The 23726-nt window shown below is 45.3% G+C and carries 28 protein-coding genes; 4 read left to right on the forward strand and 24 right to left on the reverse strand.

Translation table 11 applies throughout. The features are described 5' to 3' along the window. Positions 1–75 precede the first annotated feature (75 nt). The 11 genes from panD to MHH86_RS20690 all read right to left on the reverse strand — a co-directional run bounded on the left by panD (position 76) and on the right by MHH86_RS20690 (position 8967). A complete protein-coding gene (gene panD / locus MHH86_RS20640; RefSeq protein ID WP_036676288.1) occupies positions 76–459 on the reverse strand; it encodes an aspartate 1-decarboxylase in 384 nt (127 codons plus the stop codon). Next, complete coding sequence (panC, locus tag MHH86_RS20645; RefSeq protein ID WP_076223060.1) at positions 452–1342, reverse strand: pantoate--beta-alanine ligase; 891 nt, start codon at positions 1340–1342, stop codon at positions 452–454. Before panC ends, panD begins: the two co-directional genes overlap by 8 nt. Continuing rightward, positions 1343–2209 carry a 3-methyl-2-oxobutanoate hydroxymethyltransferase gene (gene panB / locus MHH86_RS20650; RefSeq protein WP_038572415.1) on the reverse strand — a complete coding sequence of 289 codons (867 nt, stop codon included), beginning with the start codon at positions 2207–2209 and terminating at the stop codon, positions 1343–1345. It abuts the gene before it with no gap. Positions 2210–2546: 337 nt separating this feature from the next. Beyond that, positions 2547–3347 (reverse strand): biotin--[acetyl-CoA-carboxylase] ligase, encoded by an 801-nt coding sequence (locus tag MHH86_RS20655; RefSeq protein WP_051490911.1) that lies wholly within the window; start codon positions 3345–3347, stop codon positions 2547–2549. Further along, positions 3337–4686 (reverse strand): CCA tRNA nucleotidyltransferase, encoded by a 1350-nt coding sequence (locus tag MHH86_RS20660; RefSeq protein ID WP_038572416.1) that lies wholly within the window; start codon positions 4684–4686, stop codon positions 3337–3339. The genes MHH86_RS20655 and MHH86_RS20660 overlap by 11 nt, the downstream gene beginning before the upstream one ends. 10 nt (positions 4687–4696) lie before the next feature. Then, positions 4697–5857: an N-acetyl-alpha-D-glucosaminyl L-malate synthase BshA gene (bshA, locus tag MHH86_RS20665; RefSeq protein ID WP_038572418.1), complete on the reverse strand. Its 1161-nt coding sequence runs from the start codon at positions 5855–5857 to the stop codon at positions 4697–4699. A gap of 234 nt (positions 5858–6091) precedes the next feature. Continuing rightward, positions 6092–6784, reverse strand: coding sequence for a bacillithiol biosynthesis deacetylase BshB1 (bshB1, locus tag MHH86_RS20670; RefSeq protein WP_038572419.1), 693 nt, complete (start codon positions 6782–6784; stop codon positions 6092–6094). Next, positions 6781–7203 carry a methylglyoxal synthase gene (mgsA, locus tag MHH86_RS20675; protein WP_036676275.1) on the reverse strand — a complete coding sequence of 141 codons (423 nt, stop codon included), beginning with the start codon at positions 7201–7203 and terminating at the stop codon, positions 6781–6783. Before mgsA ends, bshB1 begins: the two co-directional genes overlap by 4 nt. A 15-nt stretch (positions 7204–7218) precedes the next feature. After that, a complete protein-coding gene (gene dapB, locus MHH86_RS20680; RefSeq protein ID WP_036676273.1) occupies positions 7219–8022 on the reverse strand; it encodes a 4-hydroxy-tetrahydrodipicolinate reductase in 804 nt (267 codons plus the stop codon). Between the two features lie 34 nt (positions 8023–8056). Continuing rightward, positions 8057–8578, reverse strand: coding sequence for a tetratricopeptide repeat protein (locus MHH86_RS20685; RefSeq protein ID WP_036676272.1), 522 nt, complete (start codon positions 8576–8578; stop codon positions 8057–8059). Between the two features lie 59 nt (positions 8579–8637). Further along, positions 8638–8967, reverse strand: a complete 330-nt coding sequence (locus MHH86_RS20690; RefSeq protein ID WP_036676271.1) for a nucleotide pyrophosphohydrolase — start codon at positions 8965–8967, stop codon at positions 8638–8640. A gap of 167 nt (positions 8968–9134) precedes the next feature. Between MHH86_RS20690 and MHH86_RS20695 the strand changes: the two genes are divergently transcribed. Then, positions 9135–10004 (forward strand): YitT family protein, encoded by an 870-nt coding sequence (locus tag MHH86_RS20695; protein WP_036676270.1) that lies wholly within the window; start codon positions 9135–9137, stop codon positions 10002–10004. A 60-nt stretch (positions 10005–10064) separates the two neighbouring features. Here the strand turns inward: MHH86_RS20695 and MHH86_RS20700 are convergent, their stop codons facing one another. The 7 genes from MHH86_RS20700 to ltrA all read right to left on the reverse strand — a co-directional run bounded on the left by MHH86_RS20700 (position 10065) and on the right by ltrA (position 16135). After that, the gene (locus tag MHH86_RS20700) at positions 10065–10967 is read right to left on the reverse strand and encodes a sporulation protein YpjB (protein ID WP_038572421.1); all 903 of its coding nucleotides are present in this window, start codon (positions 10965–10967) and stop codon (positions 10065–10067) included. Positions 10968–11120: 153 nt separating this feature from the next. Continuing rightward, complete coding sequence (locus MHH86_RS20705) at positions 11121–11768, reverse strand: DUF1405 domain-containing protein (RefSeq protein WP_051490910.1); 648 nt, start codon at positions 11766–11768, stop codon at positions 11121–11123. A gap of 91 nt (positions 11769–11859) precedes the next feature. Then, a complete protein-coding gene (locus MHH86_RS20710) occupies positions 11860–12732 on the reverse strand; it encodes a menaquinol-cytochrome c reductase cytochrome b/c subunit (RefSeq protein ID WP_036676267.1) in 873 nt (290 codons plus the stop codon). Between the two features lie 26 nt (positions 12733–12758). Then, positions 12759–13430 carry a cytochrome b6 gene (locus MHH86_RS20715; RefSeq protein ID WP_036676266.1) on the reverse strand — a complete coding sequence of 224 codons (672 nt, stop codon included), beginning with the start codon at positions 13428–13430 and terminating at the stop codon, positions 12759–12761. Positions 13431–13435: 5 nt separating this feature from the next. After that, positions 13436–13990 carry a ubiquinol-cytochrome c reductase iron-sulfur subunit gene (locus tag MHH86_RS20720; RefSeq protein WP_036676264.1) on the reverse strand — a complete coding sequence of 185 codons (555 nt, stop codon included), beginning with the start codon at positions 13988–13990 and terminating at the stop codon, positions 13436–13438. A gap of 239 nt (positions 13991–14229) precedes the next feature. Beyond that, positions 14230–14649, reverse strand: a complete 420-nt coding sequence (locus MHH86_RS20725; RefSeq protein ID WP_036676262.1) for a DUF2487 family protein — start codon at positions 14647–14649, stop codon at positions 14230–14232. 223 nt (positions 14650–14872) lie between these two features. Next, positions 14873–16135, reverse strand: a complete 1263-nt coding sequence (gene ltrA, locus MHH86_RS20730; protein ID WP_076317345.1) for a group II intron reverse transcriptase/maturase — start codon at positions 16133–16135, stop codon at positions 14873–14875. A gap of 365 nt (positions 16136–16500) precedes the next feature. Between ltrA and MHH86_RS20735 the strand changes: the two genes are divergently transcribed. After that, a complete protein-coding gene (locus MHH86_RS20735) occupies positions 16501–16635 on the forward strand; it encodes a hypothetical protein (protein ID WP_256720279.1) in 135 nt (44 codons plus the stop codon). Between the two features lie 95 nt (positions 16636–16730). Here the strand turns inward: MHH86_RS20735 and MHH86_RS20740 are convergent, their stop codons facing one another. The 6 genes from MHH86_RS20740 to MHH86_RS20765 all read right to left on the reverse strand — a co-directional run bounded on the left by MHH86_RS20740 (position 16731) and on the right by MHH86_RS20765 (position 20973). Next, entirely contained in the window at positions 16731–16910 is a 180-nt protein-coding gene (locus MHH86_RS20740) for an IDEAL domain-containing protein (protein ID WP_036676261.1), read from the reverse strand. Positions 16911–17156: 246 nt separating this feature from the next. Next, on the reverse strand, positions 17157–18242 hold the full coding sequence (locus MHH86_RS20745) for a hypothetical protein (protein WP_036676259.1): 1086 nt from the start codon (positions 18240–18242) through the stop codon (positions 17157–17159). Between the two features lie 89 nt (positions 18243–18331). Then, positions 18332–18919 carry a histidine phosphatase family protein gene (locus MHH86_RS20750; RefSeq protein WP_036676257.1) on the reverse strand — a complete coding sequence of 196 codons (588 nt, stop codon included), beginning with the start codon at positions 18917–18919 and terminating at the stop codon, positions 18332–18334. A gap of 178 nt (positions 18920–19097) precedes the next feature. After that, positions 19098–19544 (reverse strand): hypothetical protein, encoded by a 447-nt coding sequence (locus MHH86_RS20755; RefSeq protein ID WP_051490909.1) that lies wholly within the window; start codon positions 19542–19544, stop codon positions 19098–19100. 152 nt (positions 19545–19696) lie between these two features. Next, positions 19697–20284 (reverse strand): sigma-70 family RNA polymerase sigma factor, encoded by a 588-nt coding sequence (locus MHH86_RS20760; protein ID WP_036676255.1) that lies wholly within the window; start codon positions 20282–20284, stop codon positions 19697–19699. A gap of 551 nt (positions 20285–20835) precedes the next feature. Next, positions 20836–20973, reverse strand: coding sequence for a hypothetical protein (locus tag MHH86_RS20765; protein ID WP_342479412.1), 138 nt, complete (start codon positions 20971–20973; stop codon positions 20836–20838). A 235-nt stretch (positions 20974–21208) separates the two neighbouring features. On the opposite strand from MHH86_RS20765, the gene MHH86_RS20770 reads away from it, so the two are divergent. Both MHH86_RS20770 and MHH86_RS20775 read left to right on the forward strand, forming a co-directional pair. Then, complete coding sequence (locus tag MHH86_RS20770) at positions 21209–21775, forward strand: XRE family transcriptional regulator (RefSeq protein ID WP_038572428.1); 567 nt, start codon at positions 21209–21211, stop codon at positions 21773–21775. A gap of 219 nt (positions 21776–21994) precedes the next feature. Further along, positions 21995–23299, forward strand: a complete 1305-nt coding sequence (locus tag MHH86_RS20775; protein ID WP_081386863.1) for an MFS transporter — start codon at positions 21995–21997, stop codon at positions 23297–23299. Positions 23300–23726: the final 427 nt, after the last annotated feature.

The raw sequence follows: 23726 nt of genomic DNA on the forward strand, positions 1-23726 counted from the left end.
GCTTGCCTGACTTCATTTTCTGCGAGATCGGGGTCTTTCATCCCTGCCATTCATTACATGGCGTAAGTCCATACATTAAGCGATTGTAGCATGCAATTCATGATCAGCCAGCTTCACTGGTTTGTTATTCTCATCCACGAATACCACCGTTGGCTTATGTGACTCCAGTTCTTCCGAGGACAACATCGCATACGAAATGATAATTACTGTATCGCCCGGCTGAACAAGACGAGCTGCGGCACCATTGAGACAGATCACTCCGCTTCCACGCGGTCCAGGAATTACATAGGTCTCCAGTCGCGAACCATTGTTGTTATCCACAATTTGAACTTTTTCATTCTCAAGAATGTCCGCGGCTTCCATCAAGCTCTCATCAATGGTAATACTGCCCACATAGTTCAAATTCGCTTCCGTTACTGTTGCGCGGTGAATTTTGGATTTCATCATATGTCTAAACAAGTGCAGCAACCTCCTTTGGAATAAATACATTATTATCAATCAAGCGTGTTCTGCCAAACTTCACGGCAAGCGCTATAATAATTTCCCCATCCACTTCTGATAAAAGAGCTTCATCCTCTAATCCTTCAAGATCAGGGAATGTTAGGATCTCCGCATAATCAATCACCGCTAGAGGAGAGCTGGAAATAACCGATGTCAACAATTCCCGCACTTCAGCAACGGTTCTTACTTTTCCTTCTTCAATAGACTGACGTGCTTCACGTAAGGAACGAGATAACACCAATGCCTGACTACGCTCCTCTGGAGACAAGAATACGTTACGTGAGCTGAGCGCAAGTCCATCCCCTTCACGAACGATCGGACAAGGGATAATTTCGACATTCATATTAAGATCGGACACCATTCGGCGAAGGACAGCAACTTGTTGAGCATCCTTCAGCCCAAAGAAAGCATAATCCGGCTGTACAATATTGAAGAATTTATTAACCACTGTGGTTACACCATCAAAATGCCCAGGGCGGGAAGCCCCACATAGCCGGGTAGTAAGCTCCGATACCGAGACAGTAGTCCGAGTAGGCTGCGGATACATTTCTTCCACACTGGGGATAAATACAATATCTACTCCCTCACGTTCAGCGAGTTCCAAATCACGACGCTCGTCACGCGGATAGGAATCATAATCCTCGTTTGGCCCGAATTGCAAAGGATTCACAAAAATGCTCATTACCACTGTGTGGCTCATTTCTCCAGCCCGGCGAAGCAGACTGGCATGTCCGTCATGCAAGTATCCCATCGTAGGAACGAACCCAATCGGGGCGTGCCCGCCTTGTCTCATATACTCCAAAGCTTCGCGCAGCTGCTCAATGCTTCTGACCACTCTCATTTATTTCCCTTCCTTTCTGGCAGCGCCATATAAAGATTCCAAGACTGTTTCATCTGCATTAAAAACGTGACCTTCATCTGGGAAGGAACGTTCCTTCACTTCCTTCACATACTGGCTGATGCCCTCACGGATCACATTACCCACATCCGCATAGGTTTTGACAAAACGTTTCTCACGATAAGGTGAGGCATAACGCAGCAAATCATGGAAAACCAATACCTGTCCATCACAGTAACGGCCTGCACCAATCCCAATGGTTGGGATGCTAAGCGCTTCAGAGATTGCATGGGCTACTTCTTCCGTTACCAGCTCCAAAACGATTGCAAAAGCACCTGCTGCCTCAAGCGCCTTAGCTTCATCCATCAGGCGTTGGGCATCCTTGGCGTCTTTGCCTTGAATCCGGTAGCCACCAATCATATTCACGGATTGAGGAGTAAGCCCGATGTGTCCCAGCACAGGGACTCCCGCAGCCACAACCGTAGCTACAGTCTCACAAATCTCAAGTCCACCTTCCATTTTGACGGCATGAGCCCGCCCTTCCTGCATCAATCTGCGCACACCCCGCAGGGTTTCATCTATACTCCCGTGATACGTCATAAATGGCATATCAGCCACGATAAATGTACTTTGTGCTCCTCGAGTTACCGAGCGGGTATGGTACACCATATCTTCAATCGTTACCGGTAAAGTTGTATTGTATCCAAGGACTACATTCCCAAGAGAGTCACCAACCAAAATAAGGTCGATACCTGCTTCTTCTGCAAGAACTGCAGATGGATAATCATAAGCGGTCAGCATGCTCAGTGGCACACCTTCTGCTTTCATTTTTTTCATTTTTACAATATTTAGTGCTTGTTTGTTTGTCATTTCTCTTTTCGTCCTCCTTTTTTAAGTAACCTGCCCGTAAAAATCGCAACAAAAAAACCTTTTAGCAATCATTTGCTAAAAAGGTCCGAAGGGCAAAAAAGAGTCACTTGCGATCGTCCCTTCTGTCTCGGTCCTTACGGCTCAGAGCAGAATCCAACGTAACCGTCAAACGCAGTTATGAAGGTACTTTCAGTAATAAAAAATATAAAAAGTTCTACAATTCAAGAGTACAGTTCGATAAACGATACCGCCTCCGACCCATAGTATATCAAAAAGAGCGCGGAATTACACGAAAAAAATATGACAAGGGATGATACCCCTGTCATATAAATAAATCTTATAAAAGTTCAATTTCACCTGAGCATACGTTAGAGATCTCTCCTGAGCTGTTTTTAAGCAGTAGACCACCTATTTCATCCAAACCCACTACCACACCTTCAGAACGCCCCTGAGGGCTGTTCAGTGCGATCTGGCGCCCCAAAGTCACAGACATGGACTCCCAAAGCTCCTTTATAGGTTTAAAACCTTGCTTCATGTACAGATTGTAATGCATATCCAGTTCGTCCAAAACCGCCCTTACCAGCTCAGAACGGTCAACTGGAGCACCCCCCCGCTCAATCCGAAGTGAAGTGGCGACCTCCTGCAGATGATCGGGATAATCTTCCTCTGTCATGTTCGCGGAAATGCCAATTCCAGCAATGCAATAATGAAGCTCCCCTTCTCTTAGAGAAGATTCGAGTAAAATTCCACAAATCTTACGACCGCCTGCGAGCAGATCATTCGGCCATTTGATGCCGGCATCTACACCGGTCACCCGTCGAATTGCCTTGCAGACGGCAACTCCAGCCAGCAATGTCAGCTGCGGAGTCTCCGACAAGGGTAATTGGGGCCGTAACACAATACTCATCCAAATGCCCTTGCCACGGGGAGAGAACCACTTTCTTCCCATTCGGCCTCGGGCACCCGTCTGTTCTTCTGCGATGACGGTTGTTCCTTCCGGCGCGCCGTTTTCCGCTAAAAACTTAGCTTCTTCTTGAGTGGACACCACAGATTCCAGCAACTGAACGTTGCCTATCCAATTCGAAGCGGAGGTCTCTCGCTTCAGCTCAGTTAGCGACAGCGCTTTATCATCGCTCATGTCCATCCATCCTTTTTGCTTCAAGCAGCAATAATTGTTTATCGTTAGGTAAATCACCTGAAGCGACCGCTTGCAGGAGTCCATTTAACATTTTGCCGAGCCATGGTCCCGGACGTTTGTCCAAAGACTCCAGCAGCTCATTGCCTGTAATCTCAAGCTCCGAAAGGCTGGTTAGCGGCATTTGCGCGATCCATTCTCTTGCCGCTTGTACATTTACAGCGGCAGGTGCGGTTGCAGCCTCTGGCGATTCCACGATGGAAAAGGCAGAAGAGGCCGCAGTGGGAAGAGTAGGTGCGGCTGCTGGCAGTATCGCCAGCAGCGAGAGCCACCCTTCGGCGGCTTCCACGCCGAAGGCCAGCACGGCGGCGATCCATTGCCGCCGCAGACCTTCCATGCCGCCCATATCCGGCGGCATGCCCTCTAGCGCAGCGGTCCAAGCTTCGCGGACCCGCAGCACCTGGACGACGCCGCTCCGCGTCGTCCCCGAGAACGTCCATGCCCGCAGCAGCACATCGGCCTCTTGGGCCGACTGCTTCAGGGCATGGAGGAGAAGCGCCCACCGCAGGCGGGCGCTCTCCAGTTCCCCGATCCCGGCCGTTAAGGCGGCAGCAGCCGCCATATCGGTTCCGGTCCAGGGGAACGGGGCTTTGCCGCGCGCCAGCAGCTCACAGCGCGCTAGCATGCCGAGGCCGCGCAGAGGATGCGGCCCCTCGACGATGCGGTCCAGCTCCGCGCGGACACGCTCCACAGCAATATGCGCCAGCTTATCCCGCTGGCGCATCAGGCCCCTCCACGTGTTCTTCGCGATGGAGAAATCCAGCACCGATGCAAAACGAATGCAGCGAAGCATGCGAAGCGCATCTTCGTCAAACCGCTCCTCCGCATCGCCTACACAGCGAATCACCTGTAGCTGTAGATCCTTCTCACCTGCGAATGGATCAATAAGTTCCCCATTTAATCCACAGCAAATCGCGTTGATCGTGAAATCACGACGACGAAGATCCTCCTTCACATCGTTCACGAAAAAAACATGTTCAGGACGACGATGGTCTACATAACCACTTTCTGTCCGGTATGTCGTCACTTCAAACCCGCAACCATCCTGTATCACGGTGACCGTACCATGAGCTAATCCTGTTGGCACACTGCGCGCAAAGATAGCTATCACTTCCTCCGGCAGTGCTGAGGTTGTAATATCCATATCGTGCACTGGCCTACCTAATAGCTCATCGCGAATACATCCTCCAACCCAATAAGCCTCGTGGCCATTTTGGGTTAACTCGGAAATTACAATCTCCGCTGCAATTGCCATCGCAGAAGGTGCCATTGTCCATTCCATATGTGACTCCTTACCCCCGAACTGGGTCCAGTCCAAGTACCTTGCGCCCCAGCACCCGGTAATAAATATCTTCATATTGTTTCGTTATCGAATCCTTACAGAAATCTTTGCAGGCCGTTTGTAAACAAGCTTCTCTGAACTGTTGCACCATACGTTCATCCGACAGGAGCTTAACTGCATATTTAGCCATAGTCGTTGTATCGCCAATCGGTGCAAGGAATCCAGTCTTTCCATGCTCTATAAGCTCAGGAATGCCTCCGGTTTGCGAGCCAATCGTCGGTACGCCGCAAGCCATTGCTTCCAGAGCAACCAGACCAAAGCTTTCCTTCTCGGAAGGAAGCAGAAGCAGATCAGCTAAAGAGATCACCTGAGCGATTTCATCCTGCCTTCCCAGAAAACGAACTTTATCTTCCAGACCCATTTCGCTAATTTTGGCTTGAATTTTGGGAAGATCCGGACCTTCCCCTACAAGCAGCAGGCGGGAAGGCAGTTCACGATTCACTTTGGCAAAAACGTCAACAACATCGCTGACTCTTTTTACAGGACGGAAATTACTGATATGCATCAGAATCTTCTCATCAGGCGCTGCGAAATCTCCCCGCAGATCCGTTACATCACGCGGATAATAGACCCGATGATCCACGAAGTTATAAGTGAGATCAATGTCGCGGGTAATATCGAGGACATCCCTTGTTTCTCTAATAAGATCCTGAGAGACCGCCGTAACGGCATCACTTTCATTAATCCCCAGGCGAATCAAATCTTTAAGCGATTCATCCTGACCAAGCACCGTTATATCCGTGCCATGCAAAGTCGTTACAACCTTCATATCGTTCCCAAGCATTTGCTTTGCAAGGAAAGCACACACTGCGTGTGGCACTGCATAGTGAACATGGAGAAGATCCAGATTTTGCATTTTGGCAACCTGAGCCATCTTCGTAGCAAGCGCTAGATCGTACGGGGGATAGCGGAATACATAATAATCGTTTACTTCTACCTCATGGTAAAAAATATTTTTCTGAAACGTTCCCAACCGGAACGGGATACTATGTGTAATAAAATGAACTTCATGACCCTTCTCGGCCAAGAGTTTACCTAATTCAGTCGCAACTACGCCTGAACCGCCAAGAGACGGATAACAGGTAATTCCTATTTTCAGCATACGATCCATCTTCCTGTCTCCTTCTTCTCCAGTATTGATTCGTGTAATGAATCATCTATTGTTTGTCGGCCGCTTTCAAAAAAGCGAAGCGAACACCGTTTCTTTCAAAATCACAGGACTTCATTTCTCTAAGCTGTTCAAAAAAAGCTCTCAGGAGCGCAATGGCGTATTAATTCCAAGCACTCCTGGATCAATCATAATCAGCTTATTATATTATCATACAAACTTCGTTATATCCGTTCCTTAAGTAAACAATTCCACCGTATGAGGTACCTTGGTTGCAAACCCTTCTGCATAAGGAATCAGCCTGCGCTGGCCAAGCAGCATATCTCTCGAACGGACTCGTTCAATGTAGCCTTCCGTTAACGGTGTGGATACAGCATCCTCACCCGGAGGTTTGGTGAACTGGGAGCGATAGCAGGACAACGCCTGCTCCTTCAAGCCATATTGCTCAGTAACATCAACAATAAGATCGGTACGTCCTAAATCATTGATAAAATAGAAGTACAGCTGTGGAGCAGGAATTGCCGGCTTGTCCGGCATATATTTACGTAGCTTGGCATTAAAAACAGCCTCTTCCACCAGCTTGCTACAGGCGATATGATCGGGATGACGATCCTCCCAATAAGGAGCAAAAACTATCGTAGGAGAAAAGCGGCGAATTTCAGCAGTCACAGCCGCAACATGCTCTGCTGTAATAAAAAGCCCTCTATCTGGCAGACCCAGGTTTGTCCGCACGGATGCTCCGAGAAGGTCTGCAGCTTGCTGCGCTTCTTGCTTGCGAAGTTCTACTGTACCGTTCGATGACATTTCCGCGGCTGTTAAATCACAAAGTCCCACCTTAAGTCCCGCAGCGGTATGTTTTGCAATTGTTCCTGCCATACCGATCTCCGCATCATCTGCATGCGCACCAAATACAAGAATGTCCAGCTTCATTCATCAACACCTGGTTTGTATTTATGAACCAGTGCACGCCAAGCAAAATCACCACGATCAATCGCCTTCACAAGAACCTCCGCTGTGGCAATATTCGTAGCTACCGGTATCCCGTATACGTCACATAGACGAAGTAGAGCTGAAATATCAGGTTCATGTGGCTGCGCCATTAATGGATCACGCATGAAAATAATAAGATCCAGTTCATCCTGTGCTACCATTGCACCGATTTGCTGATCTCCACCTAATGGACCAGACATGTAACGATGAATTTTTAAGTTAGTTACATCCATAATCCGTTGGCCAGTAGTCCCTGTAGAAAAAAGTTCATGACCTTCAAATACATGTTCATAAGCTAATACAAAATTTACGATTTCATCTTTTTTACGATCGTGGGCAATAAATGCGATCTTTAACATGGTGTTCTCTCCTGTCTATTCTATAAAGTGCTCGAATCCATAGATCAAGCCTGTATATCCCATTACCTTTTCAATACCCATCTTAACGCCTGGCATATATCCCGCACGCTCATAAGAATCATGGCGAATCTTCAAGGATTGTCCGAATCCGCCAAAAATCACTTCTTCTTGAGCAAACACACCAGGAAGACGGACACTATGTATCCGGAATCCGTTATAGTAACCACCACGGGCACCTTCAATGGTTTCTTCCTCTTTAGGATTACCTTGACGAAGTTCCTCACGAACTTCCGAAATCATCTCTGCGGTTTTGACCGCAGTTCCAGATGGAGCATCCAGTTTCTGGTCACCATGATACTCTATAATTTCCAGATGCGGGAAGTACTTTGAAGCTTGCGCCGCAAATTTCATCAATAGAATAGCCCCAATGGAGAAATTCGGAGCAATAAGTCCGCCTATCCCCTGTTCTTGACACTGCTTGTCCAGTTCCACCATCTGCTCCGGTGTGAATCCGGTTGTACCGATAACCGGACGCACTCCGTACTTAATAGCTAGCGCTGTATTCGTATACGCTGACTGTGGTGTAGTGAAATCCACAAGGACATCTCCGTTGCTTCCCGCGAGGGCGGCCTCAAGATCAGAAGTTACAATAACGCCTGAGTCTTCCAGACCTACCAGACGCCCTGCATCAATATCGCCCGAAGAACGATCTACTGCTGCTGCTAACTCCAGCTCTTCGTCCTGCAATACAAGTTTAACAACCTCTTTACCCATTCTTCCGCCTGCGCCGGATACAACGACCCTGATCTTGTTATTCATATTTTTTCCATCCTCGCTCTCACTAGTTATATAGTTATTGCATATACGATTGTATGGATTTCTGAAGGTCTCTCATCAATTCCCGCAAGCCAGAATCATCCGGATGTAACGAAATCACTTCTTTTAAGGCAGTCATAGCCTGTAAATGTTCATTCACTCGACTATGCGCGATAGCAAGCCATACATAAGCATCCCCATATAATGGATCAAGGGTAATCGCCTCTTTGAGCAGTGTAATCGGATGATAAGGGTTGCGAGTTTTGTTGTCTTCATCTTCTATCAACCGTTTGGCTTCCTGTACATGCATCATAGCCTGCAAATGCTGCAGATGCAGACTATACTCAGGTTTGCTGGTGTCCAGCTTTACAGCAGCCTGAGCATGAACTAAAGCTTTATCTAGCATACCACTGCGGGCATACGTTATGGAACAACGATATCTAACCTCGGCATCAGCAGGGCTTGCCGCAATTGCAGACTCGAAGCAAACAATAGCTTCGGCAAAGTCACTGCGCAATATCGAGCGGTAAGCCTCTCTTACATAATCCTTATGATCCATATACTCACCATCCTCACGGCTAAATCCCGTTCGTTTGGTACAGCATATGTTATAGAGGCCTAATCGGTGTCTTTCGGTGTCCAACGTCCCGCATCACGGGTATTAAATTTATGCATTACCTTATTATGCGCTTCCGTCAGGTCTATCCCGAGAGAATTTGCAAAACAAACGGTAATAAACAGAATATCTCCCAGTTCAAGTTCAATGGAGTTCTCAGCTTCATCAGACTTCTTAGGCTTCTCACCGAACTCATGATTGACCTCTCTAGCCAGTTCTCCGACTTCCTCGGACATGCGGGCCAGCATAGAGAGTGGACTGAAGTACCCTTCCTTAAACTGCGATATATAAGCGTCTACTTCACGCTGTATGTCACCAAGACTTTTGTCCATAAAATGTAACTTCTCCCCCTCTGTATATCTTGCCTTCTGTTTGCCCCTATGTTATCGTAAAGACGTTTTGAAGACAATCTTTTTTGAATATTTTAACACACGCAAGAAAAGGTATACTTATTATAGGGAAAGAAAAACTGCCTACAAAAGGCCTAACGAGGGATTTCATGAATTCAAAAAAGGTAATTACAATCAGCAAGACAGTCGCTCCCATCTTGCTCGGAGCCGCAGTATATGCCTTCGGGCTACTGTATTTCATCATTCCAAATCAGTTGATGGAAGGCGGCGTAACCGGGATCACACTTCTCCTTAATTATGCCTTTAGTATTCCCATCTTTTTATCCACACTGCTGATCAACCTTCCTTTGTTTCTGCTGGGCTGGAAAGTCCTAGGCGGGCGGCAAATTGTGTATACAGGTGTAGGGATCGGGGCGTTGACCTTTTTCCTGTGGGTTTTCGAACGAATGATTACTGCGGGATGGATTATCCCCTTCAGTACCGAACACGACTTTATTCTTGCGGCACTGTACGCAGGAGTAACGCTTGGAACAGGGCTTGGGCTAGTATTCCGTTTTGGGGGTACAACAGGTGGTGTTGATATTGTCGCAAGAATTCTGGGACGGAATTTTGGCTGGAGCATGGGGCAGATTATTTTGGCCATCGACATTATTATTATTGGCTCTTCCATCCTCTACATTCCTAAAGAAAAAATACTTTACACACTTGTCGCAGTTTTCATCTCATCACGAGTTATAGATTTTATCCAAGAAGGTGCCTATGCTGCCAAGGCATTTACAATTATCAGTGATGATGCACCGCAAATTGCCGATCTGATTACAGCGGAAATGGATCGTGGTGTAACCCTCATCCCTGCCATTGGTGCTTATTCCAAGCAAGCTAAATATATGGTGTACTGTGTAGTCTCAAGGCAAGAAATTCGCCGGCTAAGTCTGCTGGTCAAATCCGTTGATCCACGCGCCTTCGTAATTATTAGCGATGTACACGACGTACATGGAGAAGGCTTTCGAGAAACCTAAATAAAAAGGAGTGTAGGCCATTTCAAGCCCACACTCCTTTTTGCTGTTTATAATTTCACCCTACGGAATCGGCTTCCAATTCTGATTCTGACCACGGTACTTGCGATAAGCTACATAGGCTAACGCAGCTATAATGAAGCTTGCTGCTAACCCTCCCCAAATCCCAAATTCTTGCGATGCCAGCGGCAAGGACAATGCGGGTTCATCCTTCTCTTTTCCGAACATCACTCTTACCGCATCCTGACCATAAGATACAATTTCAAGCAGGCGGGCACGTTCAACTTTTTGTGAGGACGAAGGAATGCCGGCCGCATATGAGAGCCAAGAATCAAAAGCACTCACAACTTCAGGCTGGCGGGAGACAATCACTGCCGGCCGGATGTTATCATACCTGCCCTGCAGTCTTTCCAGAGCTGTTTTCCAGCCCGCCAAATCATTTGCAACCGCACTTTGCTCCATCGCATTTAGATCCTCACGAATCAGCTTGTAGTACTGAAGCCAGATAGGCTGACGCGGATGATTAAGACTATTGGCAGCTAGACGTAGCTTGGCGGCTGCCGCTTCCCATTGCTGTGGATTTATTTTCGCGCCTGCCACGGTAGCCTTCAGGTCCATAATGACCCCTGACAACGCATTAATCCCCTCCACAGAGGTCATTCCCTCAAAGGATGTGGACACAAAGATCTTGGAGATCGCTTCGGTCTCCTGTCGAACCTTCATTACATCCCCTTCCAAAACATACCCATACAACGCCTCAGCGGCTTGTTCCAGCTGCTGTGCTCCAGTCTTTCCGCTCATTACTGCCAAACCGTTACCCGAACTAACGTCGGCGCTTTGCTTCGAAGCATTGCCAGACCCTTCGCCATCATCCCCTAGCGCTGCTGAAGCCTTTACAACATCCATACTGGTCAGTAGCCAGCAGAATACTAGCACAACCACTACATAATATCTCCCGCGGAGCATGAAACTCCCCTCCTACCCAAGAAGAAACGACGTTGTCGTCTTTTAAAGACGATATTCGTTTCTCGTAAAATTATAAGGATAAAGTATAGTATAAAACTTATACTTCTTATAATTCTAAATGTATGGCAGGGGGACAAGGGATAGAACTGCTTACTAACGTCTATTCTTGAACTGATAGATTGACTCTACCGGTCTTTGTCTTCTACTAAACAACCAAGCAGCTGCAACACTAAGCAGCGTAAGCGCCATAGTAAAGTACTGTACCTGAATTACATAATCGTTCAAAACAGAAGGTAACCACGGATAGATTCCGTAAGAATAATCCAGCATATCGTTGGCGAGTGTCCATAGTAAGGCTAATGGAATCATTTTGCGGAAAGAAAAAAACCTTGCATAAATCAACGCTTCAACTGCCATCCCCGTATGGGAGATTACCAGCATCCAATCTTTCCAAACCAAAACATCACCGTGATAACCCCCGGCAAAAATAATGCTCACTGCCCATATCCCGTACTTCACTGACGTAACGACCGCCAAAGCCTCAATAAGTTCCCTTACATTGTTTCCTGTGTAGCTTTTTGGAGGGAAGAGCATCAGCAACAGAGCTAAGGTAAAAAACAAACTTGCGGTTGGGCTATCCGGAACAAATGGAAGCAGCCAGTGTGGATAATTAGCCGCAGTGAACTCCAGTTGATTGCCATACCATATGTAGCCATAAATTGTGCCCAGGAAATTTACGATAAATAACAACCAAATAATTCCCCGGTTCTTAAACAGTTTGTTAAACCAATGAACTGGCATACAGATTATTAACCTCCCCAAGTAGTGGCACTTTACATTTAGACATACAAAAACCTGACCGCATGCACGATCAGGTTGCGTTATCATTATTTTACTGTTCGCTTTTTTGTTTGGCAAGCCAGCCGGCCAAGGTATCGATATCCGCTTCTGACAGACCTGCTCCCAACGCGGTATCGTACATTTTTGGCATCTGCCCTTGACCCTCTTTTATAATAGTAAGGATTGCTTCTTTGTCATGAGTGTCCCCAACTCCGCGAAGCGAAGGTCCGCCTGCCCCTTTCAAATCCGCTGCGTGACAGGTGATACAAGTGGCTTGTTTGTAGAGCCCCATAGCTGGATCATCCTTGTCCACAATCGCTACTTCTTTTGCCTTAACGGCGCTGGAGGTTGGAAGACCTTTTGCCCTGTTCTCCGCCGCCTTTTCTTCCCGTTGAACATCTTCAGGAATCTGACCCGTTTCAGCCATTTCATGTTTATATTCAGTCCAGGCTGTATTGGTCAAATAAACAATTGCTGCTAGGGACAAGAACATCAAAGATGAAGCAATCGGCCTACGGTAAAAGCGACGCTCTCTACCCGTATCCAGAAAAGGAGCCAACAGAAGTGAACCAAAAGCCACACCAGTAACTCCTAGTGTACCCAGAACGATATAATCGCCCGAAGCATAAGGGAGCTTCAAATACTGATAGAGAAACAAGAAATACCAGTCAGGAATCGGGATAACCGTAGCACTAGCATTTGCTGGAAACCCTAGCGGAGCTGGCTCTGAAATAGTAAGTACTAATATTCCTACAAGTACAACGACTCCGACCATCCATTCCTTCAATAGAAAGTTAGGGATAAAGGCTTCCGATTTGCCGGGGTAAGCCGTGTAGTCCGGAGGTGTGATAAATCCGTTCCCTTTGCGAACTCTGGAATCACCGACATATACAACCTTTTCCTTAGAATTGTTTCCATGCGCCATCCGTATTCCTCCTCTCTCAGATTAACTTACAACGGTCCGGAAATCCCTTGTCTGCGGATCATAATAAAGTGTCCTACGAGCAGACTAAGAAGCACCGCTGGGAGGAAGAATACATGTAGTGCGAAAAACCGAGTTAAGGTTTCGGCGCCAACAATCGTTCCGCCTTGCATCAGTTCCTTCAGCACCGGCCCCATTACTGGAACAGAATTGGCTATTTCGAGAGTTACTTTTGTTGCGAAATAAGCTTTATTATCCCAAGGCAACAAGTAACCTGTTAAACCAAGTCCCAACATTACGAAGAAAATCAGCATTCCAACTACCCAGTTCATCTCACGCGGCGCTTTGTAAGAGCCTGTAAAGAAGACGCGCATCGTATGAAGGAACATCATAACAATTACTAGACTTGCACCCCAGTGATGCATCCCGCGGACAATCTGTCCAAATGCAACACTTGTCTGTAAATACTCAACACTAGCATAAGCATTAATAATGTCCGGAACATAATACATCGTTAAGAACATACCTGATAAAATCTGAATGACTGTAATAAAAAAGGTCAGTCCGCCAAAGCAATACACGAACGCAGAGAAATGATGGGCCGGATTAACATGCTCAGGAACCTCGTGATCGGCCACGTCTCTCCAAATTGGCGTAACATCCAGACGTTCGTCAATCCAGTTATAGACATTTTTAAACATCAGAACTACGCCTCCTCACGAGCTACTGTATTTGGCACAATGTCTCCCAAAAGCACCCACCCGTTATCGAATTTCGTTTTATACTGATCAAGCGGCTTAGGAGCAACCTCGAGATTTTTGCCAAGCTTTGTATAACGTGCACCATGGCAAGGGCAGTGATATTCGTCCGGATGAGCTTTATTGTTGTTCCACCCGACCGTACATCCCAAATGTTTACAAATCGGTGAAAGCGCATAAATATCACCCTTCGCGTCTTTCCGGATCCACGCAGTGAGTGTCGCTGTACTGTCGTACCATCCGTCCTTCTGTTTCAATTCAAAAGTAAATTCCTGGGGCTCTTCGGTGATTTTGCTTATCTCAGCAACCTTGATAAAATCTCCAGCACCCTTCTTATGTAATATCGGATCTACGACAAAACGGACCATTGGAAGAATTGTACCCGCCCCCATAAAAGCAGTGGCGCCACCAAGCGTGTAGGTCAAAAATTGCCTGCGCGACATCTCTTTACGGCTGGGTGGTTGTTCAGGCCATGTCTCCTGTTGTTCATTATGGCTGCTCATACTGTTATATAACCCCCTTCTCAAGATATAAGAAAGTATCTGTGGTGTCCGATCAGAGATGTCTCAATATAAATAATCCGTTTTCAAATCTTTTCAATGAAATACATCACATACCATTTGGATTCAACCTAATAATAGCTTAGGCTCCAAAACCCGTCAAGAATATTGTCTAATTTGTGACAGGCTAAAAAGCGGTTTCAACCTGTAATTGTTGAATTTCTGTCACATTTATAAGGAGTTCATCTCCGCCACATCTCTTGAATTTTGATACTAATTCCACTGTTATTCTTCCCTTCTGGAGAAGCCTCAATGATAGGCAGAGAGAGAACTAAATCGCTTTCATAGATTTGGCTTTCTTGGAGAGGTACATCCGCTGTCAACACCACAACATGCTGGAAACCACTGGATTTGACTTTTTGGCAAATCTCATTAATTAAATTCACATAACCCTCTCCAGCATACTGAATGGCTGGGTAAGTCACGATCCGCCCCTTGAACGGTATTTCCACCATATCCATGAAATTACGTAATCTTTCGAGTGCCTGAACGGTCTCAGGAGGACTCTCAAGTCCAGTCAATCCTGTAAAAGGTATGAGACATGTATCATAGAATTTTCGATTTTCTTCCCAAGTGTCCACTTCAAAATCGCTGAATTTCATTCCCATTCATCTCCCTATGTATAATTGTTAATCTTTTTGATCTTTCGCAGATCTTCCTGAAGTTATAGAACCCATTATATTGAAGGAGGAGGATGAACGTCCAGATTTAGATTTTTTATTTTCGTTCGTTTAAGCAAAGTGAGTAGATTATAAATCGAGTAGGAGGGGGCGGCTAGCCCCCGACCTCTCACACCACCGTACGTACCGTTCGATATACGGCGGTTCATGAAATATTCCGTAAGGAGTTGTATCTGTCCAATACACTCTTTAATCCATTGGCTTCCCAATATTGGTTATTCAATACATGTTGTAGAATTGGACTCCCTGCAATTCGCCAATACCCTTTTCGGGTATTTCCCCACTCATAGGCTTTATCCTTAGGTACCCCTAAGGATATAAGTCTTTTGACTTTGGTTCTAGGGGTCTTCCACTGCTTCCAGAGGCACATTCGTAGCCTTCTTCGTATCCATTTATCCATATCTCGAAAGGTACTTGGGGTATCCGCCAGCGAGAAATAACCGCACCATCCCATGAGGTAGTGGTTTAGTTCCTTGATTCGCTCTTCCATCTTCATCGATCTCTTTCGAGAGGATATCTCCTGTATTCGAACCTTGACTCTCTGTAAGGATTGCTTCGCAATTCTCACCTTTGGTTCTTTGTCCACACTAAAACTAAATCCTAGAAACTTTCGTTTCCAGGGACGGTCTACCGCGCTCTTTACTTGGTTCACCTTCAGCTTTAGCCTCGTCTCGATGAATCGGGTGACCGTTGTCTTGACTCTCTCTCCTGCTCTTAGCGTTTTCACGTAAATATTGCAATCATCCGCATAACGAACGAAGCGGTGCCCACGTTTCTCGAGTTCTTTGTCGAGCTCATCTAGGACAATGTTAGATAATAACGGACTCAGTGGACCGCCTTGCGGGGCACCTTCCGTTGTCGGGGTTACTAACCCGTTCTCCATCACACCTGACTGAAGATATTTGCGGATAAGCAGGAGAACTTTCTTGTCCTCCACTTTCTCCGAAATCTTCATCATCAGTCGGTCATGGTTGACGCGATCAAAGAATTTCTCCAAGTCTAGGTCGACTACGAATCGATAGCCTTCTTTCATAAAGGTTCGAGCTTTCCTCACCGCATCATGCCCTCGTCTTTTCGGACGGAATCCATAGCTATGGTCGGAAAACTCTGGATCAAACAATGGAGTTAACACCTGCGCGATTGCTTGTTGGATCATTCGATCTGTCACGGTAGGTATTCCTAGTAACCTAACACCTCCGCCACCGGGTTTCGGGATTTCGACTCGGCGCACGGGGCTCGGTTCATAGGTTCCTTCTTCTATGGCATGCCGCAAGGTCTGCCAGTTTTGTACGATGTGTTCTCGTAAGGATTTTACGGACATCCCATCTACGCCATGACTTCCTTTATTCGCTTCAACACGCTTTAAGGCTTGCAGAAGATTTTCCCGTGATAGCAGTTGCTCCAACATTTTTTTTTTAACCTCTCTTTACGTGATTTATACCTTCCATTTGTGCCAAAGATGAACTCCGCCCTGCTGAAGTCCCCCACGGGATTCACCGTTTCCTTCTTCAGTCAGGTCCTTTCGGATTTTTTTTTCTGCATTCATCGCTCATCTTGAACGCCTGGATGTATAAATCCTATTCCATGTTCAGCCCTTCCGCAGCTGTTGCAACAGCTTGCGTACTATGGCGTCTGCTGACTTCTGTGCACTCAGCCTACTCTCACAAGTAGGGTTACGAAGTATACTCGCCTATCACACAGATCTCCCCAGGTAAGAACGCTATCTTCCCCTCCATCTATCTGCTTCATTTACTCTCGTACGCCTTTGGCAGTATGGACTTTGGTTTGTTGTGCAACCTCATCCAGCCTACGTTAGCCTTGTATGAAGTTCGTATTCCTCAGACCGGAGATTTGCCGCTGGCTTCCTTCAGATTCCACCTCGCGGTGGACACCCTTGCCTTAAGCTAATGGCTACTACTGCCTTCGCCATTCGGGACTTCAACCCTATAGATAGCGCCCATGCTGGGCGCACGCAAAAAAAGAAATGCGCTAAGCGCATTTCTTTATGCCAAACTTTTAAGTTCCTCAGTAAGATTTCGGAAAGCCATCTCATCTCCGGTAGCCAGCGCCGTGTCAATCTCACGGTGCAAGATGTCGGAGCGACGCTTTCGCAGCGCTTCATCCCACACCATTTCTGCCGCAAGTCCTAGCATCACTTCATACGTAGCCTTCATTTTGTCCATTCGATACACCTCCGCTGTTTAAGAGATCCTTTTTTCTTGTTATTTGATATTTTGATATCCATCAAGATGATTATGTTTTCGGTTTCAAGAGAAGCGGCACCTACTAAAGCATATTCATCAATCCTGTCTTCGTTCTACATATTTGCCCATTACGCTCAATACTTCTTCTATTGTACCCATCAGCAGCATTAACGGATTCCTACATCTGCGTATGTAATCCCCATAAGCCTTTTCGCATGCGCACCTCTACCGAAGATACTTAGGTACGGCTGTCTCTATCCCCCATGGCGTCATCATCACAGCGAGTCCACCAGAAGTCTCGCCCAATTTAAGCATCCCTAGGTGCACCATCATCCGTATTATTCGTTGCTCTAGAATAGAAGCAGCACTGTCATAATAAAACGGTTTAATTAGCCACCCCACACCATCCACTAAAGAAGGTACTGTCACCCAATTACTGGCGCTGATGCTTATCCAATACACAAGTGAAGGTAGATTTGGCACAGCCCCTTTATATAGTCTTAACCAAAAAGAGAATATCTGCATCAACGAATCACATTTTCCATCGTTTAACACAGCCTCACCGGTCGCAGTAAGCCTTAGCCGGAAGCCTTCCTCAGAGATCCAGCGGCGGTGACGAATATAGTCATACAAAAGCGCAAATCTTGGAGGATAATGCTCACAAGCTCTCCCATAACCAAATCTCCAACCGCCTTTGCTAAGAAGCTCCTCCGGAATATGAAGCGCGTTCATCACACCTTGCTGGTACCGCCTATACATTGCCCCTTCCTGATTCAGTTCTGGCTCATTGTCCTTAATATATCTCAGCAGCATTACCAGATCACTGATCATTAATTCTCCTTCACTGCGATACATAACAGGTTCAGGGCTAGTTGCGATGCTCTCTTTGATATGTGCACTCATCGTCTCCCGAAAACGTTCTTTTAAATCCTTGGGTACCTGGTACAAATATCTGGTCTGCTGTGAGGAACCACTAAAAAGCCAGCCTCCACTTTTGAAACGAGAGACCATCTCCCGGAAACCTCCAGTTTTCCCTTCAGGTGCATCAAAGGACGCTTGCCTTGCCACGGCCAACAAATCCTCAAGACTAAAGTAGGTGCGTTCATCAAAAAGCAATGTATTCAAAAACCGTAAATCCTCCGGAGCGCATTCCCGGATATGAGACTCCATAAAACTTCTGCTTCCAAGCATAATCAAAATACTTTGGATCAAGTCGTGTTTGGAATTCTGTTTGCATTCACACCGGTAGCGGCCCGCTATGGCGGTCAGCTGTCCAATATCTGCATAAGTAAGCATATCCGCCAGATTCATGTTTTATCGCCTCACCGTTTTACTACCATTATGGGGAATACTGCCTATTTTATTCCCTTTATTGCAAAAAAAATAACCCGAAGCCCGGGTTAATGCTGATTTTGCAGGATATGGCGAGTACAATTATATAAAATAGGATTCCATTCCCGCTCTTTCTTCTCCAGAATCGTCAAGGATAGATTGCCAATTCGTTCAGAATACTTATCCTTGTAAAGAGCAGTATACAGCTGAGCAAGAAATCCTCCATGGGATATGACGAGTATATTCCGATTGGGATGCAGTGCAGAAATATCTTCCATAAAAGCAAGAGCCCGAGCCTGAAGCTGTTCGTCGGTTTCTTGACCGAGGGAGAGCTGGCTCCATTCCTTACCCCACTTCTCTTCACGTTCTGCGGCAGTAAGCCCTTCTACCTGCCCATAAGCACGTTCCCGGATACGCTGATCAGGTTCTAATAGCGGAATTCCTAACTTGTCAGCAATAATCTTACCGGTCTCAGCAGCGCGGGAAAGATTACTAGTAACGCAGTAGTCCCAGCTGTACGGTTCCTGTAATAAGCGGTCAGCAAGCATTGCAGCTTGCATCCGTCCTTCATCATTAAGTGGAATATCACTTTGTCCCTGTATTTTCCCTATCGCGTTCCAGTCCGTCAATCCATGGCGTATCAAGCCGATTAGCATGTTGCCTCCCCCTTTTCAGCAAAGTATTTGTCTCTTAATGTAACATGGATGAAATAAAAAGTCTTCTTTTTATGAGTTTTACAATGCAAAAAGCCCCTCATTACATTAAGTAAAGGGACTCCTTCAATGTTCTGAATATTATAAACAACGGAAGCAAAGACATACGTCTAATAACCCTCTATGATCGGCGATAACGATTCAGCCTAGTTAATGAAAATACTGCAAAGCCTACACCTAACATCGATAACATCATCCAGTATTGAGGATGAGTGGGTCCCATACTTACAACAAGGGGTTCAATGATCCCACCTTCAGAGCCCAAGATTGGATACGTTGATTGCCATTCCATCGAGGATCCAGCGACACCTGTCTCCACAATTCCACTCTGAGCAACAACTGCATCACCTGGAGTTCTGAACATCGTAAAATAAAGAACGCTGGACAGAAATATTGCCAGAAAGCATGCGATCCATAAGCTAAGCCGATGGCGAACAATAGCAGAGGTCCCAGCAGATTTCCCGTCACCGGGCATCAACCATGGACTCTCTAAATAAATCCGCTCCATGACTTTAACATTTATGGCTTCAGCACGCTCTTCACTGATCTCTTCCCTCAAATCTTGCATAAGCAGGCTGCTCTCTTGCCATAGAGCCCATTCTGCAGCGCAGTAAGGACAAGTTTCAATATGTCTTTCAAGTAAAATCCGCCTAGGATGTGTGGGGGGAGCGTCCCACAAGAGCGGAATACATTCTTGCGCTTCCCTGCAATTCATTCGCCTTACACCCTCTCAACCTGCTCTTCAACTTCAGGCTCATTGAAATAGGATTCGAGTTGAAGCTTCACACTACTCCTGGCACGAAACAATAATGATTTCACTGAGCTTACACTCTGATCTAAAATTTCTGCGATTTCTTGATAGTCCATTTGATCATATTCACGTAGGATAAGTGCAGAGCGTTGTTTTTCGGGAAGATTATTTATCGCCTCACGGACCAAATTCATCCGTTCATTGCGCAATGCAGCCTGCTCGGGTGCAACTTCAAACGGTGCTACTGGTGTATATCCACTCTCTTCCAGAGATACATTACCGGCACGGTTCTTGCGAAGCTCACTTAGCACAGTGTTGCGGGCGATAGTGTACAGCCATGTTGAGAATGAAGCATCTACCTCTCGAAAGGAATGCAAGCTACGAAATGCCTTGTAGAAGGTCTCCGAACAAAGGTCCTCTGCGATAAGCTCCATATGTGAATTTCTAAGCATATGATATACAAATGCTAGTATTTTACGTTGATAACGACGCATTAATTCTGAATATAATTCTGTGTTTCCTTGTTTGATTTGCTGGATCAACTGGGAATCCGTCATGGTGAGATTGGCCCTCCTCGCCCTTGCACGTCTTTTCCCATCCGGTCCGTACTTATTATACCGGTTTGGGCTTTAAAAGTTGCGGTGTTACTGCAAATTTTTAGTTTTTTTATGAAATACACCTATGTATATTCAACTACCCGATAATTAAGGCATGATGTATATGAAGAAGACAAAAAGAAATAAGGCATACTTCTAATTTTAAATAAATATAGAAACGAATCTAGAAACATACCTGCTCTATTGTACCACATATTCTCATAGGATGACATTAATAGACTTAAGATAGGTCCTCTCGCCAACAAGACCCGACATTGGATTTCTGACATAGATTCCGGCTTTAAAAATAACACATTTATCAATTTTTAAAAACTGTTGACAAAATGTAAACGTATACATATAATAAAAGTACAGTATGGTTTCTCTCCACTCCTATCCAATACTTAACGGTTCCAATTTATTGTGAACTGTAGCCGCTTACTTTGTAAGCGGTCTTTTTTTGTCCTGAAAGCGCTCTACCTTTTTTAGATGGTCAATATCAGATTATTTTACTATAGCGAGCGAATTAGCTTCCACAAATCCCCACAATCATCTATTACCCCGTCTGCGTCCACTTGAAGAGGTATATGCTCATTACGTTTCCAAATGCCTTGCAGCCCTGCGTTACGGCTCGCTTGTACGTCATTCATTGGATGATCAACTACAAATATAGCCTCCTCTGCGCTCACCCCATTGGTATCCTTCCTTTTTCAAAAATAAAGGATTAAACCGGGGACGGTGATAAACCTACGGGCAGGTTCGTTACATAGACGTCAGATTTTGTTTAGCTGCGTGTGTTATCCACCCTCTAATCCTAATCGTATGGAAAAGAGTCAAAATAAACAATATACTAGCTATAAAGTTATTTATTGAGGTGAATTTGAAATGGATGAAATCGATGAATCAAAACAACTGGTACTACAAATCGGCGGTGCCTTGAAAAAGTACAGAAAAGAAAAAAACATGAGCTTAGATGACTTAGCGGAATTAACAGGCGTAAGCAAACTTACTCTGGGGAATATCGAACGTGGCGAGACAAATCCAACTTTGGCGATAATATGGAAAATTTCAAAAGGCATATCTTTGCCCCTATTAGCTTTGTTCAAATCTGAAGACCCTGTTAGTCTGTATCGAGCAGGTGAAGGTCTCCGGTTTTCTAATGATCAAAAGAATTGGATCATTGAACCCGTCTTTAAAAACGTAAGCAACGATATTGAAATGTGTCGGGCTTACTTACAGCCAAATAGTTCGTATCACCCTGAAGGTCATCATGTGAATACAACTGAAATTGCGACAGTAATGACTGGTTCCATTGAAATTCGAGTCGATGGAGAAATGTACACATTGAATCAATATGATACGATCAGTTTTCGTGCAGATCGCCCTCACTCTTATACCAATCATACAAATAGCGAAACAGTGCTCCATATCTCCTTAAAATATGGTTTCTAAAAGTCGAAAATTTCACCTATAAAATGCAACTCAGTATTCCATTCTATATGGATACTCTGAGTTGTATTTTTTTTAACTAATATAAGCATTTCAAGTTATAGAACTATCTCAACAAAAGTAAACTTTGAAATACTTATTGTTAAATTAAATATATTATACTATACTTTCATTGTCCGCGCGGATATTAGTACGCATTAATTCTGGGAGGGAAAATGAAGAATGCCGAATAAAAAATTTGTAACATCATCTTTAGGGCTGCTACTACTCGGCATTATTATTATTGCCGCAAATTTACGTGCTCCCTTAACCTCGGTCGGTCCTTTAGTGGGTCTCATAAGGGGTGACGTTCATATTTCCAATACTTTAGCAGGCCTGATAACAACGGTACCTTTACTTACCTTTGCTTTAATATCGCCTCTAGTACCAAAACTAGGACGTAGGTATGGAGTAGAACTTTTAATTTTGTTTGCCCTGATCTTTTTGACTGTTGGTATTGTAATACGTTCTTTATCTGGGGCTGCAAATCTGTATATTGGAACTGCAATTCTTGGATTTGCAATTGCCGTTTGTAATGTATTAATGCCAAGTTTAATCAAACGCGATTTCCCTAATAAAATCGGTGCCATGACTGGTGTATTTGCAATTTCAATGAGTTTATCTGGAGCGATCGCCTCGGGAATCAGTGTACCGCTAGCTGCAAACGCAGGTTTAAAATGGCAGGGTGCATTGGGAATTTGGGCGATCCTAAGCTTTATATCGATCCTCTGCTGGTTGCCTCAATTAAGAAAGCATACGAAGCAAACAGCCTCGACGAGTCAACAGATGGCCGGCAATGATGTGAATGTTTGGCGTTCCCCTCTTGCCTGGCAAGTAACCTTGTTTATGGGGATGCAGTCCATGATTTTCTATGTGCTAATCGCATGGTTGCCTGAAATTTTAAAACAGCAAGGCATTGACTCAAGCCAATCAGGATGGTACCTCTCAATAATGCAGTTAGCGCTGCTTCCATTTACCTTTATTGTCCCCGTTATTGCAGGGCGAATGTCAAATCAACGTTCGTTAGTGTTCATCACAACCATTTTGCTTTTGACGGGAACGCTCGGACTGCTTTACGGAAGCTCCAATATCATTCTGTTGTGGATTATCATACTCGGAATTGGTGGAGGCTGCGCCTTTAGCTTGTCCATGATGTTTTTCGGTTTACGTACTAAAAGTGCGCATCAAGCAGCGGAACTGTCTGGTATGGCGCAATCGATCGGATATCTGCTTGCCGCAATTGGTCCTGCCCTTATAGGATATTTGCATGACACGACAAATAGTTGGAACCTGCCACTTTTCATACTGCTTGGCGCTTCGGTTTTACTCTTTATTGTCGGTCTAGGAGCAGCAAGAAATCGTTTTGTAGGTAGCCAAGCTAGTTACGACGAAGAAAATTCAAGTACCAGAGAATTTCTTGGAAGAAATACTGATCGAAATGAAGAAAGCGAGTTTGGGAACAGTTGCAACAAACCAAACCTAAATTAGAGTCTGCGGGTATAAATCCGGAAGCATTTTGCGGCACTCCTTTCTTTTCTTCGTTGATCCAATAAACATTTAGCTTGTACGAAGACGCTATCGGACACAGATGACCTTAAATGCAGCATTAATCCACATTTGGGATGCTAACGGACCCCATAGCAGCTATTGTCACGAAAAACACACAATATAAGCCTCTTCATATGAAATAGTGTCAGTGGAGTCCGAAAGACTGCTTCAAAGGCAAAAAACGAGCAAATAACGTCATTAGGGTCCGTAAGTACTAGGTGGTACTTATAGTGGTACTTATAGTGGTACTTATACTGGTACTTATAGTGATACCGATGGCGATGGCGATACCGATGATACTGACGGCGGCATGTTGAAGTAAGCAGCCAACAAACCAACAAACAAAAAAAATAGCGATTCTCTATTC

Source organism: Paenibacillus sp. FSL F4-0097, assembly GCF_038593125.1.
Taxonomy (GTDB): Bacteria; Bacillota; Bacilli; order Paenibacillales; family Paenibacillaceae; genus Paenibacillus_AQ; species Paenibacillus_AQ odorifer.